Below are 15171 nucleotides of genomic sequence, written 5' to 3'. Positions count from 1 at the left end.
AAAATATTTTAGATTCCGCATCAAGTACGGAATGACAAACAAAAGGTGCATCTATATTTTTTTCAGCACATCGTGCAAATAATCTATTTTATCCCTTACATCATAAGGGTGATTACCGACAAAAAAACCGTTGTAATGTACAATATCGGCATTTACGGATTTTGTAACGATATAATCGTAATACTTAATAACATCATGTCTTAGTATGTTTCCGCCTGTCACAATCCTATGCTCTATCCCTGCATCCTTCAGCCTCTGCAATATCTTCTTGCGGTCAATATCTAATGCCGGATTGAGTATCATCGTAAAGCAAAACCAAGAACTTTCCCCTATCTCTCTCTGGATTATAAATCTTTTATCGTCTTTAAAAAGATTTATAAAATGCTCTGCATTCCTTCTTCTAATCTTGACAAATTCTTCAAGTTTATTTAATTGTACTCTGCCGATGGCGCCATGGATCTCGGTGGGTCTCACATTATATCCGGGAAGAATAAATCTATACGCTTCAAAGAAATCATCACTCCTTCTTTCAAAGGTCGGGCTGTCAGCATCCTGATCCCTTGTCCACCCGTGATTCCTGAGAGATTTCAGGATATTAAAGATTTCCTTATCGTCAGTTAAAACTATTCCTCCCTCCATCGTTGAAATATGATGCGAGAAAAATGTGCTGAAGGTATTCACTAACCCAAATGTCCCTGTATACCTTCCCCTGAATTTTGCGCCCATTGACTCACAGTTATCCTCAAAAAGGATAATATTGTTCTCTTCGCATAATCTTGTTATCTCATCAAACTGACAGGGATTCCCGAGGATGCTTACTGCAACTATCATCCTCGTATTTCCGGTTATAGCATTTCTAAGTTCTTCCATATCGTAGTTTAATGTCTGCAAATCAATATCCACAAACTTCAGTTTTAATCCATACTGTTGCAGAGGGTGAAAAGTTGTTGCCCACGAAATGCACGGTACAATCACCTCGTCTCCTCTCCTGAGTGGATTTTCTTTTTTATAGAAGAGTGACGCTGTTGCGATAAGATTGGCGGATGAGCCTGAATTTACCATAACCGCATATCTCGCCCCGAAATGCATGGCAAACCTCTCTTCAAATTCTCTTACATTTTTCCCCATTGTGAAATTATTGCTGTCCAGAACCTCAAGAATTGCCTGTTTTTCTTCTTCACCCCATGTTGAACTTGCAAGTTCAAACCTCATTTTTTCTCCTTATTGTCTTCTGTGATAGTCAGGCTTATACACCATAATTTCGGAGCCGCTGAAATCAAATTTGAACGGCACATATAAAAAATTACTCAATGCTTTTTTCACTCTTTCCTGATTTTCATCTTCAACATAAAAAACAACAAATCCTCCGCCGCCAGCGCCGCACAGCTTGCCTCCAACAGCGCCATTCTTAACTGCAGTCTCATATACGCCGTCTATATCTCTTGTCGTAATCTTACTGGATAATTTTCTCTTCAATTGCCATGTCTCGTTTAAAAGCCTCCCGAAATCAGCGAAATCATCTTTTGCGGAAGTCAGTACCTTATATGCCTCATCAACTAATTCTCTCATTTTAAACAGTTCCTTTGTATTCCTGCGCGTGTTCTTAATCTGTTCCTGTGCTATGACAGAGGCATTCCTGGACAACCCTGTAAAAAAAAGCATGAATTTACTTTCAAAACTTCTCAGGCGCTTCTCTTTTATGATAATCGGTTCTACAATAATCTCGCCGTTCTGCAGAAAGTCAATTGTGTTTAAGCCGCCGCATGCAGCCCATACCTGATCCTGAGAACCCACATTTTCTTTTATCAGATTCTGTTCAATATGTATTGCTTCTTTATAAAGCTCCTCTTTTGTAATAACCTTACCGTCAAGCGCATACAGTGTCTTCAGGAGTCCTACCGTAAAAGCAGAACTTGACCCCATGCCGGAGCGGGCAGGAATATCTCCGTCATGGTGAATTTCCAGTCCTTTCTGCACCTTCATATATTTTAAGGTTTCCCTTACGGACGGATGCTGAATTTCGTCAGCAGTGGTTACAGTCTCCATCTTTGAGTACGCAATCCTGTGTTTATGCTCAAAAAACGGAGGAAGCTCCCTGCATGTTATATAACAGTATTTGTCAATTGCAGCGCCTAAAACCCTGCCTCCGTGTTCTAGATACCAAGAAGGATAATCCGTACCGCCGCCAAAAAAAGATATCCTATGCGGCGTTTTTGAAATAATCATCTTCTATTGCCTTGATAAAAAAGGCGCCTCCTTTTTTGCTTTTTCATAATCTTCAGGAATCCCTATATCTATAAAGTAGGTATCGCTAATATATGGAAGCATGTTTATTCTTTGGATATTTTGCTGCATGAAGTCTTTCTCAAAAGAAAACGGCATGCCGTATTCATTAAGAAAACCTGAAACGGCTTTATTTAGCATATAGATACCGCCGTTGATGAACCCTGCCGTGTTAAAAGATTTTTCTTCAAAACTTTTTATCTTATTATCTTGTATAAATACAGCGCCATATCTGCTGCAATTTTGCATTTGCTTTACGGCAACTGTTAAAAGTGAATTTTTATTGCGGTGAAACTCAAACATTTCTAAGAGATTGATGTCAAAAAATGTGTCGCCGTTTATTACTGCAACATCGTTGTTCTTGGCGCATTTTAAAGCCTCCCTAACAGCTCCGCCTGTCCCCAAAGGCTCTTTCTCAAGTATATACTCAATTTCAATGTCTTTATATTTAAATCCAAAATACTTTTCTATAACCTCATGCTTGTAGCAAACCGAAAGCAAAACCTTCTTTACTTTCTGGTTTATTAAATAATCCAATAGAAACGATAAGAAGGGCCTTCCATTTATATCTGCCATTGGCTTAGGCATATCACTTATCACACTCTGAAGCCTCTTCCCGAAACCGCCTGCAAGAATTATAGTTTCCATTAATACTTTCTATGTCCGCGATATGTCTCTTGCTTTAATTATTTCCGGAGGAATGTATCATTTCCCCTTGGCTCTGAAGTATTGAGTTTTAATTAAGCTGTCAACATTCAGGCCGACATTTAATTTTTCATTGCACTGTTTCAACCCTTCAAGAATGTGTGATGCATACTCTTCGTCACTCATATTAGTCATATTTAGCCTTAAATCCTGCCTGTCGCCTAAATTAAGCAAATACTCTTCTTCGTCTCGAATAAAGCCATTTTTCACGGCGTAATCGTAGATTTTGCTGCCGGGATATGGCTGAAGATATCCGGCAGAAGGGAAAATCTCGTTCTCTATGCATACGTCAAAAGTTCTTCTTATCGTTTCAGGGGTTTCTCTGGGATACCCGAATACTACACTCGTCCAGATAGGGATGCCGGCTTTTTTAATTAAACTTGATTGTTTTGAAAACTGTTCAACCGTGATATTCTTATTCATATCTTTCAAGATTAAAGGGTCTGCTGATTCAAGGGCATAAGTTAACCCGGCACATCCTGCTTCTTTGGCTTTTTCTATGATAAAAATATCCTCATCGCTTTGAAAAAGATTCGCCCTGCAATTTGCTATCCAGTAGAAATTGATTCCTTCATCAAGAACCTTTTGCGAAAACTCTAAAACTTGGTTTTTTGATCCAAAAGTTAAATCGTCCCAGAAAAAGATATAGTTTAAGGAGTATTCCTTGATTAGGTGCTTTATTTCTTTTATTATTGACTCCGCAGTCCTGAATCTAAAGGGAGTGCCCTGAAAATTGTGATAACAAAAAGTGCATTTTGCTATGCATCCCCTTGCCGTGCTGACTTGAAGCGCCCTTATCTCATCTCTTGGGATGGGCGCAGGCTCATTAACTCTCTTTCTGCAACTGTCAATATAAATCTCTGTGTCAAAGATTGAGCGGTCAATAAACGGCAATGAAGAGATATCTTTGATTACAGGACGGGCACCGGTATGGAATAACTTGCCGTTTTTAATAAAACAAATACCCCTGACTTCATCAAGAGATTTTGATTCGGCCAAAGCTTTAAGAAGATCAACAATAGTTTCGTCACCTTCTCCCATCACGGCAATATCCGTCTCTGTCCTTGTAAGTAATGTGTCAACGATTGATGTAGCCACAGAATTTCCTACCACAATCTTTGAATGCGGGTGATATTTCCTGGCAATAGCTGCAAGTGTCTTGACTATTTTATATCCGGTAACTACACAGCCCATGCAAATTACATCATATTTTTTCTTCCTGATAAAGTCTTCTATTTGTTCATCTGTATATCTGTGGGCGTCAATATCTAACAAATCAAAAACGAAACCGGCATTTTTTATTGCCGTAGCAATATATCCCAACCCTATCGGGAATAGTTTTATCGCCGGCTCTTTCCTTAGGCATATATTTATGAGCAGTATATTCATTAACCCTCCACTTTTAAATAAAAATTATTATAGATTCTTATATCAACTGCGATGCGCAGCATCAGTTTAAAAAACGCTCAACTGTGTTATGCACATGCTTTGCAATACTAAGGCATGCGGTAAGTCCTGGAGATTCTATGCCAACAAGACTAATCAGTCCTTCCAGCCCTTTATCTATTTCGTGCTTTATAATAAAATCGTTCAATCCGTCTCCCTTAATTTTCGGACGAATTCCTGCCATGTCTGGAATAAAAGCATTCTTATCAAGACCATTAATTATCTTTGCTGCGCTTTGATAGAATACATCGCGCTTGTCCTGTTTAACCTTATAGTCAATACTGTCTATGTATTCCGCATCCGGGCCAAAACGCAAACGCCCACTGAGATCTAATGTCGCATGAACTCCCAAGCCTGAAAGGTTGCTGTTTGGCAGAGGGTATACAAGCCGCCGGACAGGAGAAGGCTTGGAATAGGAAAAATATGACCCCTTGCAGTATTCTATGCGGTAGCCGTTTGTATCAATATCGATGCCTGACAGTGCCGCTACACGATCGGATGCAAGTCCGGCTGAGTTTATAACCATTGCCGACATAACCTTGAAGTCATCATCTTCAATACCAATAACAAAACCCTTCCGTTCTTTTTGAATAAAATTGACCTTACTGTTGAAAGAAAACAATACACCGTTTGATGTTGCATCATCATGAAGTCTTTTCATCAAAGAATGTGAATCAATAATTCCCGTCTCTGAACTATGAATAGCGGATAGGGCATTTAAGGATGGTTCCATTGTATTAATTTCTTTTTTTTCAATCAGAGTTAAACCGGTTACGCCATTCTGCAACCCTTTTTGGTAAAGTTCATACAAGTGATCTATTTCTGATTGTTCTGAAGCTACAATAAGCTTTCCTATCTTTGAATATGGCACTGCAAACTTATCGCAAAACTCATACAAGAGATTTCTTCCTTCTACACATAATTTAGTTTTCAAAAAATGCGGCGGATAATAGATGCCTGAATGAATCACTTCACTGTTACGGCTGCTTATCTCCTGTCCAAATTGACCATGCTGCTCAAGAACGACAATATCCGTATATTGTCTTGATAATTCTGCAGCAATAGCCAAACCGACCACGCCGGCTCCGATAATTGTTATATTGACTTTGTCCATATATCTGCAGCTTTTATAACCTTATCGTCTCCCCATCTGGAAGCATACTTTTCATTTGCCTGCTTTATTACATCATTTCGATTTAGCCCCGCGTCAAAGCCTTCAAGACACCACTTAAAGTATGTCCCCATCCGTTCGCCTGCCCTGCCGTCTCTGAAGGGGTCAATGAGATCAAGATAGGGCGTCCAATCGCCCAATTCGGGATTAGAACTTTTATCGGCTTTATATCCCTTAAGGGCCTTCATCATCAAATCTAAATCGTCAAAAACTAATTTCCCATATCCCCACTTGTAATATTCATGTGTCCGTGGAAATTTACTGTGATAATGGATGCCTCTACTCCCGGCAATAACTGCCTCTGTCGCGGCAGTAGATATGCTTAAACCCACAACCATATCTGCTATCTGGGCAGTAGTAGAAGGGAAATAACTAAATGGAAGCCGGATACACCGTCCCGTCTCTTCTGCGCTTTTCAATAGGGAACGTATATTAGGCAGTGTTTCTAAAATATATGGTTTCTTTGATTTGATTGCCAGGCCAAGTGTATTTTCCTCTAACACCCAGTTTAAAAATCGTGTATACACCATCTCCATTTCAGCAGATGAAAAATTATAGTGATATTGACTCCCATGCCCGCTATCAAATAAAGCAATTATAAAAGCAGCTCCGTTTCTCTTAAATAGTTCCTTAGTTTTTTTCATTTCTCCATCATGCTGTAAAAAATTTGCGTCATTCGGATGCCCGGCCACTATCTGCGAACAAACTCTATTATACGGCTGCCTGAAATATTCCGGATTCCTGCTGTTCCATGTAAATACTACATCCTTAGTATGATATGCCGTTAATACTCTTAATGAATGTCCGATGTCTGAACGCTGCTTGCCAACTGTAAACCCGCTTTTCTCTCCTAAAACATCAAATGCTATGCCTTGAGCGATAACCGTTGTAGAACCTTCTCCTGAATAGTAGAGAATCTTTACGTTAAATTCCTCAAGAAAAGACTTCCAAAAATCAATTTCACACAGCAGTTCTTTACAAATATTAAAAATCCACTTATCAAGCCCATCCGATACTTTTTCATCTAATGCATGTACCCATTTGGGAAGCTTTATCTTCTTTGGCGCCCATACACCTTTATACATACCTGTCAACATCTTTTGTGGGATAAAAACCCATCTGAATGGCGATGCCTTTAATTCTTTTAGCAGGGGCTTATTTGGCCTGACAAATAAGCCATACTTTTTTTCAAGAGAATTTTCATGTATAAACAGCAAAACCCTATCGGGTTCTATATGGCTTTGAGGAAGCCAGTGTATATCGGATTTCTTCCCTGTGTCAATACCTTCAGAAAGATAAACACCTATCATGGGATTGGTCTCATACGCACCCTTAAATGTGCGATCGTGCCACAGCCTGTTCCAGATATTTGCAATCAATAGCCTCTTCCTTTTAAAAAATTCTCTTATAGATAGAGAGCCGAGCTCAAGAATCCCTGATAAATTTGAATGTTTCTCCATAGTAATTCCGTATGACTCTAAAAGTTCTCTTAGCAACAGGAAAATATGTTTTTCAGGTATATATACGCTTCTATTTTCCAGCATCTTTATAATGTAGGGTTTTATTTCCGCTCTTACCCGTCCCTGAAAATAAAACGGTATCTTATCGCTGCCGATTGCTGCTGAAAAATCTTTATATACAACTCGCTCTTTAATCCGATCGAATATTTTGGCTGCAAGGTCGCTGACTATCTCATCTATCTTATCTACTAATGGCGACCTGTCGTCATTATCACTGATATTTACAATCTTATTTATACTGTCATTGCTGACTTCGGGATTAGTCATAATTAAAGAAGTGTGCGTTACTTTGCTCTCAGGATAAAGTTATCAGGTCTGGCGAAAACCTCTGAATTGAGCGTCTCTTTCAAGGTATAGCCTTCTGGCCTGCTCTAAAGCAGTTGATATTTTTTTCTGAAAATAGTTATTAAGCAATCGTGTGTTTGCATCTAACAGGCAACGGCAAAATTCTTCATCACTCATATCCGTAAAATTTACAGTCGGCAGGTCTGAATTAATATGCTTGTTTTCATAGAAATCCTCAATACCCTTAAGAAGCCCCTTTTCAATAGCATAGTAATAAAGCGGCGAGCCCGGATAAGGAGTCACAGGCCTGATAGTTCTCAGTTGAGCTCCATCGTCATATTTTAATAAAAACTCAACCCCCTTATTTAAGCTTTCCCTGCTGTCACCTATATTGCCGAATATAATATTAAATCCAGGGCTTACGCCTGCCTCAATTGTATTTTCAATACCTGCAACAATCTGTTTTGTTACTAATCCCTTTTTCATATTTTTCAATACATTGTCATCCATTGCTTCAATCCCATAATTAATGAATACGCAGCCCGCTTTTTTCATAAGGCTCAAGACTTCCGGCTTCGCATAATTTAACCTTCCTTGACAGTTCCATTTAATATTTAATTTAGCATTTATGAAATCTTCACAGAGAGCAATAGTCCTCTCTATAGATGACATTAAAAGTTCATCCTGGAACACAATGTATGTAATGTTGTAATTTCGCTTTAAAAGTCTAATTTCCTCAATAATACTCTCATTACTTCTCGGTCTGAATCCTACGTCCATCCTATAACAAAAATTGCACTTAAAGGTGCAGCCCCTGCCCGATAATACATCCATTGTGAAATCGGCATTTGATGCGTGAGGCACTCTCTTCAATTTATAATAATCAACAGGAAACAGCTCATATGCCGGGAACGGAATCGTATTTATATCTTCTATTAAGGGTCTTCTTTCGTTGACAAATATCTTGTCCCCGTCACGAAATGCAATGCCTTTAATCTCAGACAAGGCTCTTTTATCTGTCAGCGCTTTCATTAATTCAATAACTGTTACCTCCCCTTCTCCCATGACAATAGCGTCCGCGGACGTCTTCTTTAAGAAAAATTCCGGATCGGGGGTTGGCCCGTGCCCTCCCATAACAAAGAATGGCCTGCGCTTTGATTTATTTATTGCATCAGAGATTTTTAAAAGTTTTCTATATTGATAATAGCCTGCTACTACACTCACTCCGACCACATCAAAATAATTCTGGTCCAGATATGCTGTTAAATGCTCATCAGGATAGTGATGCATATCCTGATTGTATATCTCAACATCGTATCCTCCTTTCTTAAGAATCCCTGCAATATATCCCAGAGAAATAGGAAATGTATTTATATACATATCATTATCGTAAACCACCAATAAGATTCTCATTTTTACCTCGCTTTATCTATCAAAATAAATTATTCCCTCTTTATGACCATTCATAAAGTAGGTTTTCAGGGCATCCTTGTCGTTATAAAAATACTTAAGCCATGCAGAGTCTTCGCCGAATAAATTATTCATCGCTTCCTCTGCTTTAGCTTTATCGGAAATCGGTATGTTTTTAAATATAAGCTTGTCCTTGCTGATGTTAAATTCAGTATACATATTAGGCCAGGTATTGATTGAAGGAAGTGAGATGTAATTGATTCCATTTAACAATAAATGACGGCACACATGGGTATGGCCTGAAATAACCGCCTTTATCATTCTATACTGTTCGAATAAGGCCCTCAGCTCGTGGTGATTGTCAATAAAATACACGTGCAGATCCTCATTGCTAAAAATAATATCATCAAAAATTACCGCCGGATGATGCATAAAAATAATAACTATCCTATCAGGGGCAAGCGTATCTAACGTATTCTCAAGCCATTCTTTTTGTGCACTGTCAATGCTTCCGCCCGACGTGCCAACCAGCGAAGTATCCAGTCCGATAAAGGTAATCGTTTTGCCAGGCACGTCATGCTGCCAATATGCCACTTTGCCGTCAGGCCCGTGCCCCTTAAATTTTCTTGCAAAATCTATCTTCTCATACTCATCAAGTGTTGATCTATATCGCGAATCATGATTGCCCATCAGTATTAACCAACGAAGAGATATCTTAGACATTAACCCGTAAACCAGTTCCAGATGCGGCATGCCATAATCCCGCGCTTCCATAACATCACCTACGAATACAACCGCATCCGCTTTAGCCTTCGCTTTCTCTATCTCGCCCATCGTATCCTGAAATATCTTTATTGAATCCTTTGCGAGACGGATTGCATTCTGTGTATCCGGGAAATTAATGTGAGGGTCGGCAACAGCGAAAAAAGTTAAGTCGTAGGCACCCACTTCACATATCCAAGACTTCATTAATATTCGTGTTAACAGTCCATTTCCCGCATAGCGAAATAATGTTTCTAATCATTTCAACCGCATGTACCGGATGTTCTCCTATAGCGGTTTCTGCAGCGAGCACTAAACCGTCTGCTCCCATTAAAATTGTGCTGACCACATCATTCACCTCTGCACGAGTGGGAACCTGGCTCTTGGTCATAGACTCTAATAAATTAGTCGCCACATATACCGGCCTTTCCATTATCCGCGCTATTGATATAATTCTTCTCTGCAAAAAAGGTATTTTTTCAACTTGTATTTGCCTGGATAAATCACCGCGATCTATCAATATTGCATCACTTTCATCCAAGATATCCTTCAAATTCATCAACCCGTGTTTGCTTTCTATTTTAGAAATTATACTTGTTTCTTTCCCTGTAAGCGTTTTGAATTGCATTACATCTGCCCTCGAATTTGCAAATGAAAGGGCATAGTTTTTAATTCCCATTTCTTTTCCGATTTCAATTGCCTGCTTGTCTTTTTCAGTAAAGGGTTGCAGTGGAATATCTCTATTTACGTCTACGGCCTTATTGCTTCCTATAACTCCAGGCGTTATTACTTTTCCTAAGCAATAGGATTTATTTTTTTCAACAATTTGGATAGCCGCCAAATTAAAATCAATCTTTATAACATCATTAACGTCAAATTGAACAGCTATTCCGTCCGGTGAAAATGAAATATTTTCAGCATCACCCATAGCTGTGGCATAATGCACCTTCACCATTGAGTTTTCCTGAAGATATACAGATCCGCCTTTTATCTCTTGAGTCCGTATCTGAGCTCCCTCACTGTCAAGGCAGATGGGGACATCAGTATTAGTTTTTATGAGCTTTATATATTTTTCAATATCATCCAGAACCGTATGTGAGAGGTTAATCCGGAATAAATTAACCCCGTATTCGGCCATTTTTTTTATAACTTCTCCCTTCATTGAAGCGGGGCCTAACGTCACCAAAATTTTCTTCACCGATTTAGCTCCTCTTTTTTAGATAGTTTCTCACCAACGATTTTGTAGATATTCTCTTTGGCCTCGTAATCATCGGATAGCTTCATCATAAGCTCAAACGCTTTTTTGTCGGCATTTTTTTTAAGATCAGATATCTTTCGTGCCCGCTCATTTAAAGAAATTTTTCCGGGACATTTTTCTCTTGCCATGATAACCGGCATGCCTCCGGATGGTTCAGTATTCAAAAAGGCACATATCCTTTCAATCTCAGCATAAGTATTTTCCACAACATTTTCATACCTGACAAAGAGTATTTGTCTTTTCTGTTTTGCACTAAGGGACTGGTATGTTTGCTCACACATCTCAGTTAATGCTGCGACGCCTTTTATTACCCTGTCCGCTTCGCAACTTGCTTCATATTCTTTTCTCCATTCATAGGCATGCCACGGTATCGGCCCTTTATTACCGTTGATGACAGGGATAAAACTAAGGGGGTCCAAGCCAAATCTGCGGCCCCAGCCGCGCAGATACCACGAATGTATGACATCAACAGGGTGCCTGATTAATTCAATAATTTTCAAGGCAGGGTATGCTTTAAAGAACAGTTGCATATTAGGAAGCACTTCATGGACTACGAACAAAGAGTAGCGATTGCCTTTCCAAAAAGAGTCGATAATCTTATCGGCAGTAAGATTGATTTCGCCAAATTGATTCATGCTTCTGCGTATATACTCATCAACCTCGTACGAATTAAATAGAGAAGATGCATCACCATAGCGTAAATTGAGATTGCGCCCTATTCTTATATTGTAAGCGTGTTCATCAACTATTTTTCGAATCAGCGCAATGGCAGCATCCTCCGTAATAGTATCCAACCGGTAAAGAAAGGGGATTTGTTCCAGTGCGTATACTGCCTGGAAATAGTCCATTTTTTTAAGATTGGAGATAATTTTGCCAGCAAAGAATTTGCCGGCTCGGGCAAAACCGTCTAAGAGAACAAGTTTTTTTACTAAAGGTTTTTCGCCGACAAAAAAGACTTTGCGCTTATTCGCCTTCATCATAAACCGCCTTTTTTAATTTCCACGTTCCATTTTCTTTTTTCCAAACATTAGACTGCTTTCTCCAGAAATCCATAACTTCCCAGAAAGTCTCTTCGGTTATATTCAGGTAATCCAGAAACCATCTAAGGTGTTTTTTGGGAAACTCATCATCGTATCTGCGAACAAGGGCTACCCCTTCTTCCCTTGTAATATGATGTCTTCTTATGTCCTGTGCGACATCCCGGGTCGCCCTGCCCATCCCAAACTTCATATACCCAAGATAAAAGTGGAACCCGTCCTGTTTATCATCCAGGCTTGCATATTTTGTATAAGTGGATTCAGTTCTTCCTTCGTCGTTTGTATTAAATCCGGTATGCTTAACACAGTAATAAAAATTCTCCTGCGGCGTCCATTTTTGATAATATGAATACCAATGTATTTCTATCCCTTTCTCCACAAGCCGTTCAGGCGGAGGTGATTTATACCATTGTAAAGTATTATCGCTTATTTCTTCCTTGCCGAATATGCCTCTTTCCAAGCCAATTTTAACCAGTTTATCTACCGTGGTACCCCTGAAATACTGTTTTTCCCACACCGCCGGATTCTCTTTTGGTTCATTCTTAGACTGCGTTGAACCGCCATACTCGACTTCGCCGTTTTCACCCCAAAATATTAACTGCACGTTGAACTTTTCGGCGATATGAAACGCCCATGCCTTTTGACCATATGTGAACGGCTGCCATGCATCGCCTATCAACTCGAAAGACAACATGGAAAGCTTCCTGTGTATTTGGCCGTCGGGCTGACTTGTTATATTGCTGAATCCGGATGCAACAAAATTTTTTAAATTTTTCCACCCGATATTTGTCCACTCAAACGGCGACCACGTTACACAAAGCGGATGCATGCCATACCTATGCTTCAACTGATGCGCAACAAATCCGCTGTCTTTTCCGCCGCTGCCCGGAACAATAACGTCAAAACTGCCGTCTTTGCTTCTATGCTTATCAAGCAGCGCTTTAAGTTCTTTCTCCCTCAAATCCCAGTCAACTACATGATCCTTTTCGTATGCCCACTGACATGCAGAGCATACCCCATTCTCATCAAATCCTATGCGCGGTCTCTGATTTGATGTAACACAATTTCTACAGAAAACTACATTTTTGGGTAATTCCGGCATCTGTGTGTCGAGCGATAGTTTAAGCGCCATATTAATATTCTCTAATCTTTATTTGCAACGAAATTCCTGAGAAGGCGGATGCCTGTCTCACCGCTTAGTTCCGGATGAAATTGACAAGCAGCGATATTTTCTTGTTTTATCACCGATGTAAAAGTATCATGCCCATATTGTGTAACACCGATAATATGCGCGGCATCATCAGGGACAACATAATATGAGTGAATAAAATAAAAATAAGAATTATTTTTTATTCCGTTTAAAACAGTATGCTGCCACGGATTTTCTTTAACCCCGTTATTTGCATCCGGCATGGCAACAGCAGACCAGCCGTAATGCGGTATTTTGAAAAAACCTCTCTCTCTCGGCATATCAAACCTTTTTACATTTCCCTTTATCAAGTCTAATCCGCTGTGAATGCCGTTTTCCTCGCTTCGAGTCATAAGCATCTGCATCCCGAGGCATATTCCCAAAATATATCTGCCGCTTTTTTTAAAATCCTTTAGGGTATCAATCAAATCCTTCCTCCGGAGTCCTTCCATCCCCGCCGAAAACGCGCCGACGCCAGGCAGCACAATTTTATCTGCATTTATAATATCGCTTTTCCTGTCGCTTATAACTGCGTCGCTGCCTGCTTTTTGGAATGCCTTTCTAAGGTTATAAAGGTTCCCAAGTCCATAATCTACTATAACAGTACTGCTTTTTACCATTTCCTTAGCACATTCAGCCCTTGAAGTTTTTTAAGAATTTGCTCCACACACTGATACGCCGCATAATGTTCGGAATCAATTATAAAATCATATTTATCGGGAGACGCATAAGGAGAGTTAACGCCGGGAAGACTATGTATTTCTCCGTTTAAGGCTTTTTTATAAAGGCCTTTTGGATCCCTATTTATACAGACCTCAATCCCGCAATTAATATAGCAGACAATAAGATTTGATGCGTTATTATATACATATTGACGAGACTCTTCATTGGCAGTTAGCGCAGATACTACTGCACTAATCCCTGAACTTATCGCCTTATTTGCAAAGTGCACTAATGCCTTTACTACAAGCAAACGATCTTCCTTTGCAAAACCATGTGATGGTCCGAATAATTCTCTCACTTCATCACCATCAAAATGCAATGCCGTCACATTTAATTCAGAAAGCTGCTTCATTAATTTATTCGCAATTGTAGTTTTACCGGCAGATGTCGGTCCCATAATCCATAGAGTAAAAGGCATGTTGCTATTCATAACTTGTCCATCAACGATTTCGGATATGCAATCATCATAATATGGAATCTTCTTCTATTCTTGTGCTAATACCGAATTTAGCCAGTTCTCTCTTTGTCTCAACAATAGAACACGGATTTACCATTATAGCCTTCTGCCCTCCGTACCCGTTTCTCAAGAAATCAATATTGCCGGCATCAATATGTCTTCCCATACGGAGTGCCCTTTCATTAAATTGCATGGTATATCCATCCTTTGGCATTGCATAATAATAGTGGAAGACTGAAGCTGCTGCCACAGCATCAGCGGCGCCTTCTTTAACTGCCTTCACGAAATCATTCTTATTACCGGCTCCGCCGCATGCAATAACAGGTATTGACACCATAGTAGAAATTTTATTTATCAACTCGATATCGAAACCGTTTCCCATTCCATCTCTATTTATTGACGTCAAAAGTATTTCTCCTGCTCCCAAATCTTCAACTTTTCTTGCCCATTCAACTGCATCTACTCCGCTTGGTTCTCTCCCATAATCCACCCAAACTTCATATCTGCCGTCATCTTTTCTAAAGGTTTCCATGGAACTCACAATACATTGGGAGCCGAATATTTTTGAAGCCTCATAGAGCAATTGGGGATTTTCAATCGCCGCAGTATTTATCGCCACTTTATCGGCCCCTGCCCTTAGTATGCTGCGTATATCCTCAATGGAACGGATGCCTCCTGCAACAGTAAGAGGAATAAAAATCTTTTTTGCAGTCCGCTCTATTATTTCGAATAGGCTATTTCTCCTGTAAAGACTTGCGACAGCATCCTGATAAATTAATTCGTCCGCGCCTGCCCTGTAATATATCTCAGCAAATTCCTCGGCAGTGCCTAAAACCCTATTGCCGTCAAACTGTATCCCCTTTATCAAGTTGGGGCCTTTAATGTCTAAACGAGGTATTATTCTGATATTACTCATAATCTTGCG

Annotated in this window: 14 protein-coding genes; all 14 read right to left on the bottom strand. The window is 39.7% G+C overall.

What is annotated here, in order from left to right; translation table 11 throughout:
* Positions 1 to 51: 51 nt before the first annotated feature.
* The 14 genes from HY035_10605 to hisF all read right to left on the bottom strand — a co-directional run bounded on the left by HY035_10605 (position 52) and on the right by hisF (position 15162).
* Entirely contained in the window at positions 52 to 1212 is a 1161-nt protein-coding gene (locus HY035_10605) for a DegT/DnrJ/EryC1/StrS family aminotransferase (GenBank protein ID MBI3378828.1), read from the bottom strand.
* Between the two features lie 9 nt (positions 1213 to 1221).
* Positions 1222 to 2226, bottom strand: coding sequence for a kinase (locus HY035_10600; GenBank protein MBI3378827.1), 1005 nt, complete (start codon positions 2224 to 2226; stop codon positions 1222 to 1224).
* A 3-nt stretch (positions 2227 to 2229) separates the two neighbouring features.
* Positions 2230 to 2931, bottom strand: a complete 702-nt coding sequence (locus HY035_10595; protein MBI3378826.1) for a nucleotidyltransferase family protein — start codon at positions 2929 to 2931, stop codon at positions 2230 to 2232.
* A 57-nt stretch (positions 2932 to 2988) separates the two neighbouring features.
* Positions 2989 to 4377, bottom strand: coding sequence for a radical SAM protein (locus HY035_10590; protein ID MBI3378825.1), 1389 nt, complete (start codon positions 4375 to 4377; stop codon positions 2989 to 2991).
* 61 nt (positions 4378 to 4438) lie between these two features.
* Positions 4439 to 5548, bottom strand: coding sequence for an NAD(P)/FAD-dependent oxidoreductase (locus HY035_10585; GenBank protein MBI3378824.1), 1110 nt, complete (start codon positions 5546 to 5548; stop codon positions 4439 to 4441).
* The gene (locus HY035_10580) at positions 5530 to 7392 is read right to left on the bottom strand and encodes a hypothetical protein (protein MBI3378823.1); all 1863 of its coding nucleotides are present in this window, start codon (positions 7390 to 7392) and stop codon (positions 5530 to 5532) included. The genes HY035_10585 and HY035_10580 overlap by 19 nt, the downstream gene beginning before the upstream one ends.
* A gap of 42 nt (positions 7393 to 7434) precedes the next feature.
* Positions 7435 to 8823, bottom strand: coding sequence for a radical SAM protein (locus tag HY035_10575; GenBank protein ID MBI3378822.1), 1389 nt, complete (start codon positions 8821 to 8823; stop codon positions 7435 to 7437).
* Between the two features lie 12 nt (positions 8824 to 8835).
* Complete coding sequence (locus tag HY035_10570; GenBank protein MBI3378821.1) at positions 8836 to 9768, bottom strand: metallophosphoesterase; 933 nt, start codon at positions 9766 to 9768, stop codon at positions 8836 to 8838.
* Between the two features lies 1 nt (position 9769).
* On the bottom strand, positions 9770 to 10780 hold the full coding sequence (locus HY035_10565) for a hypothetical protein (protein MBI3378820.1): 1011 nt from the start codon (positions 10778 to 10780) through the stop codon (positions 9770 to 9772).
* Entirely contained in the window at positions 10777 to 11820 is a 1044-nt protein-coding gene (locus HY035_10560; GenBank protein MBI3378819.1) for a sulfotransferase domain-containing protein, read from the bottom strand. Before HY035_10560 ends, HY035_10565 begins: the two co-directional genes overlap by 4 nt.
* On the bottom strand, positions 11804 to 13009 hold the full coding sequence (locus HY035_10555; GenBank protein MBI3378818.1) for an N-acetyl sugar amidotransferase: 1206 nt from the start codon (positions 13007 to 13009) through the stop codon (positions 11804 to 11806). The genes HY035_10560 and HY035_10555 overlap by 17 nt, the downstream gene beginning before the upstream one ends.
* An 11-nt stretch (positions 13010 to 13020) precedes the next feature.
* Positions 13021 to 13686 (bottom strand): imidazole glycerol phosphate synthase subunit HisH, encoded by a 666-nt coding sequence (gene hisH, locus HY035_10550; protein MBI3378817.1) that lies wholly within the window; start codon positions 13684 to 13686, stop codon positions 13021 to 13023.
* Positions 13680 to 14219 (bottom strand): adenylyl-sulfate kinase, encoded by a 540-nt coding sequence (locus tag HY035_10545; GenBank protein ID MBI3378816.1) that lies wholly within the window; start codon positions 14217 to 14219, stop codon positions 13680 to 13682. Before HY035_10545 ends, hisH begins: the two co-directional genes overlap by 7 nt.
* A gap of 34 nt (positions 14220 to 14253) precedes the next feature.
* Positions 14254 to 15162 (bottom strand): imidazole glycerol phosphate synthase subunit HisF, encoded by a 909-nt coding sequence (hisF, locus tag HY035_10540; protein ID MBI3378815.1) that lies wholly within the window; start codon positions 15160 to 15162, stop codon positions 14254 to 14256.
* Positions 15163 to 15171 lie beyond the last annotated feature (9 nt).

This window comes from Nitrospirota bacterium, assembly GCA_016195565.1.
Taxonomy (GTDB): Bacteria; Nitrospirota; Thermodesulfovibrionia; order Thermodesulfovibrionales; family UBA1546; genus UBA1546.
Note: the sequence above shows the minus strand (reverse complement) of the source record. Positions and strands in the feature narration are given on the sequence as shown.

Coding starts and splice junctions, on each gene's coding strand:
- HY035_10605 (MBI3378828.1), bottom strand. CDS start 1,212: ATGAGGTTTGAACTTGCAAGTTCAACATGGGGTGAAGAAGAAAAACAG.
- HY035_10600 (MBI3378827.1), bottom strand. CDS start 2,226: ATGATTATTTCAAAAACGCCGCATAGGATATCTTTTTTTGGCGGCGGT.
- HY035_10595 (MBI3378826.1), bottom strand. CDS start 2,931: ATGGAAACTATAATTCTTGCAGGCGGTTTCGGGAAGAGGCTTCAGAGT.
- HY035_10590 (MBI3378825.1), bottom strand. CDS start 4,377: ATGAATATACTGCTCATAAATATATGCCTAAGGAAAGAGCCGGCGATA.
- HY035_10585 (MBI3378824.1), bottom strand. CDS start 5,548: ATGGACAAAGTCAATATAACAATTATCGGAGCCGGCGTGGTCGGTTTG.
- HY035_10580 (MBI3378823.1), bottom strand. CDS start 7,392: ATGACTAATCCCGAAGTCAGCAATGACAGTATAAATAAGATTGTAAAT.
- HY035_10575 (MBI3378822.1), bottom strand. CDS start 8,823: ATGAGAATCTTATTGGTGGTTTACGATAATGATATGTATATAAATACA.
- HY035_10560 (MBI3378819.1), bottom strand. CDS start 11,820: ATGATGAAGGCGAATAAGCGCAAAGTCTTTTTTGTCGGCGAAAAACCT.
- HY035_10555 (MBI3378818.1), bottom strand. CDS start 13,009: ATGGCGCTTAAACTATCGCTCGACACACAGATGCCGGAATTACCCAAA.
- hisH (MBI3378817.1), bottom strand. CDS start 13,686: ATGGTAAAAAGCAGTACTGTTATAGTAGATTATGGACTTGGGAACCTT.
- HY035_10545 (MBI3378816.1), bottom strand. CDS start 14,219: ATGAATAGCAACATGCCTTTTACTCTATGGATTATGGGACCGACATCT.
- hisF (MBI3378815.1), bottom strand. CDS start 15,162: ATGAGTAATATCAGAATAATACCTCGTTTAGACATTAAAGGCCCCAAC.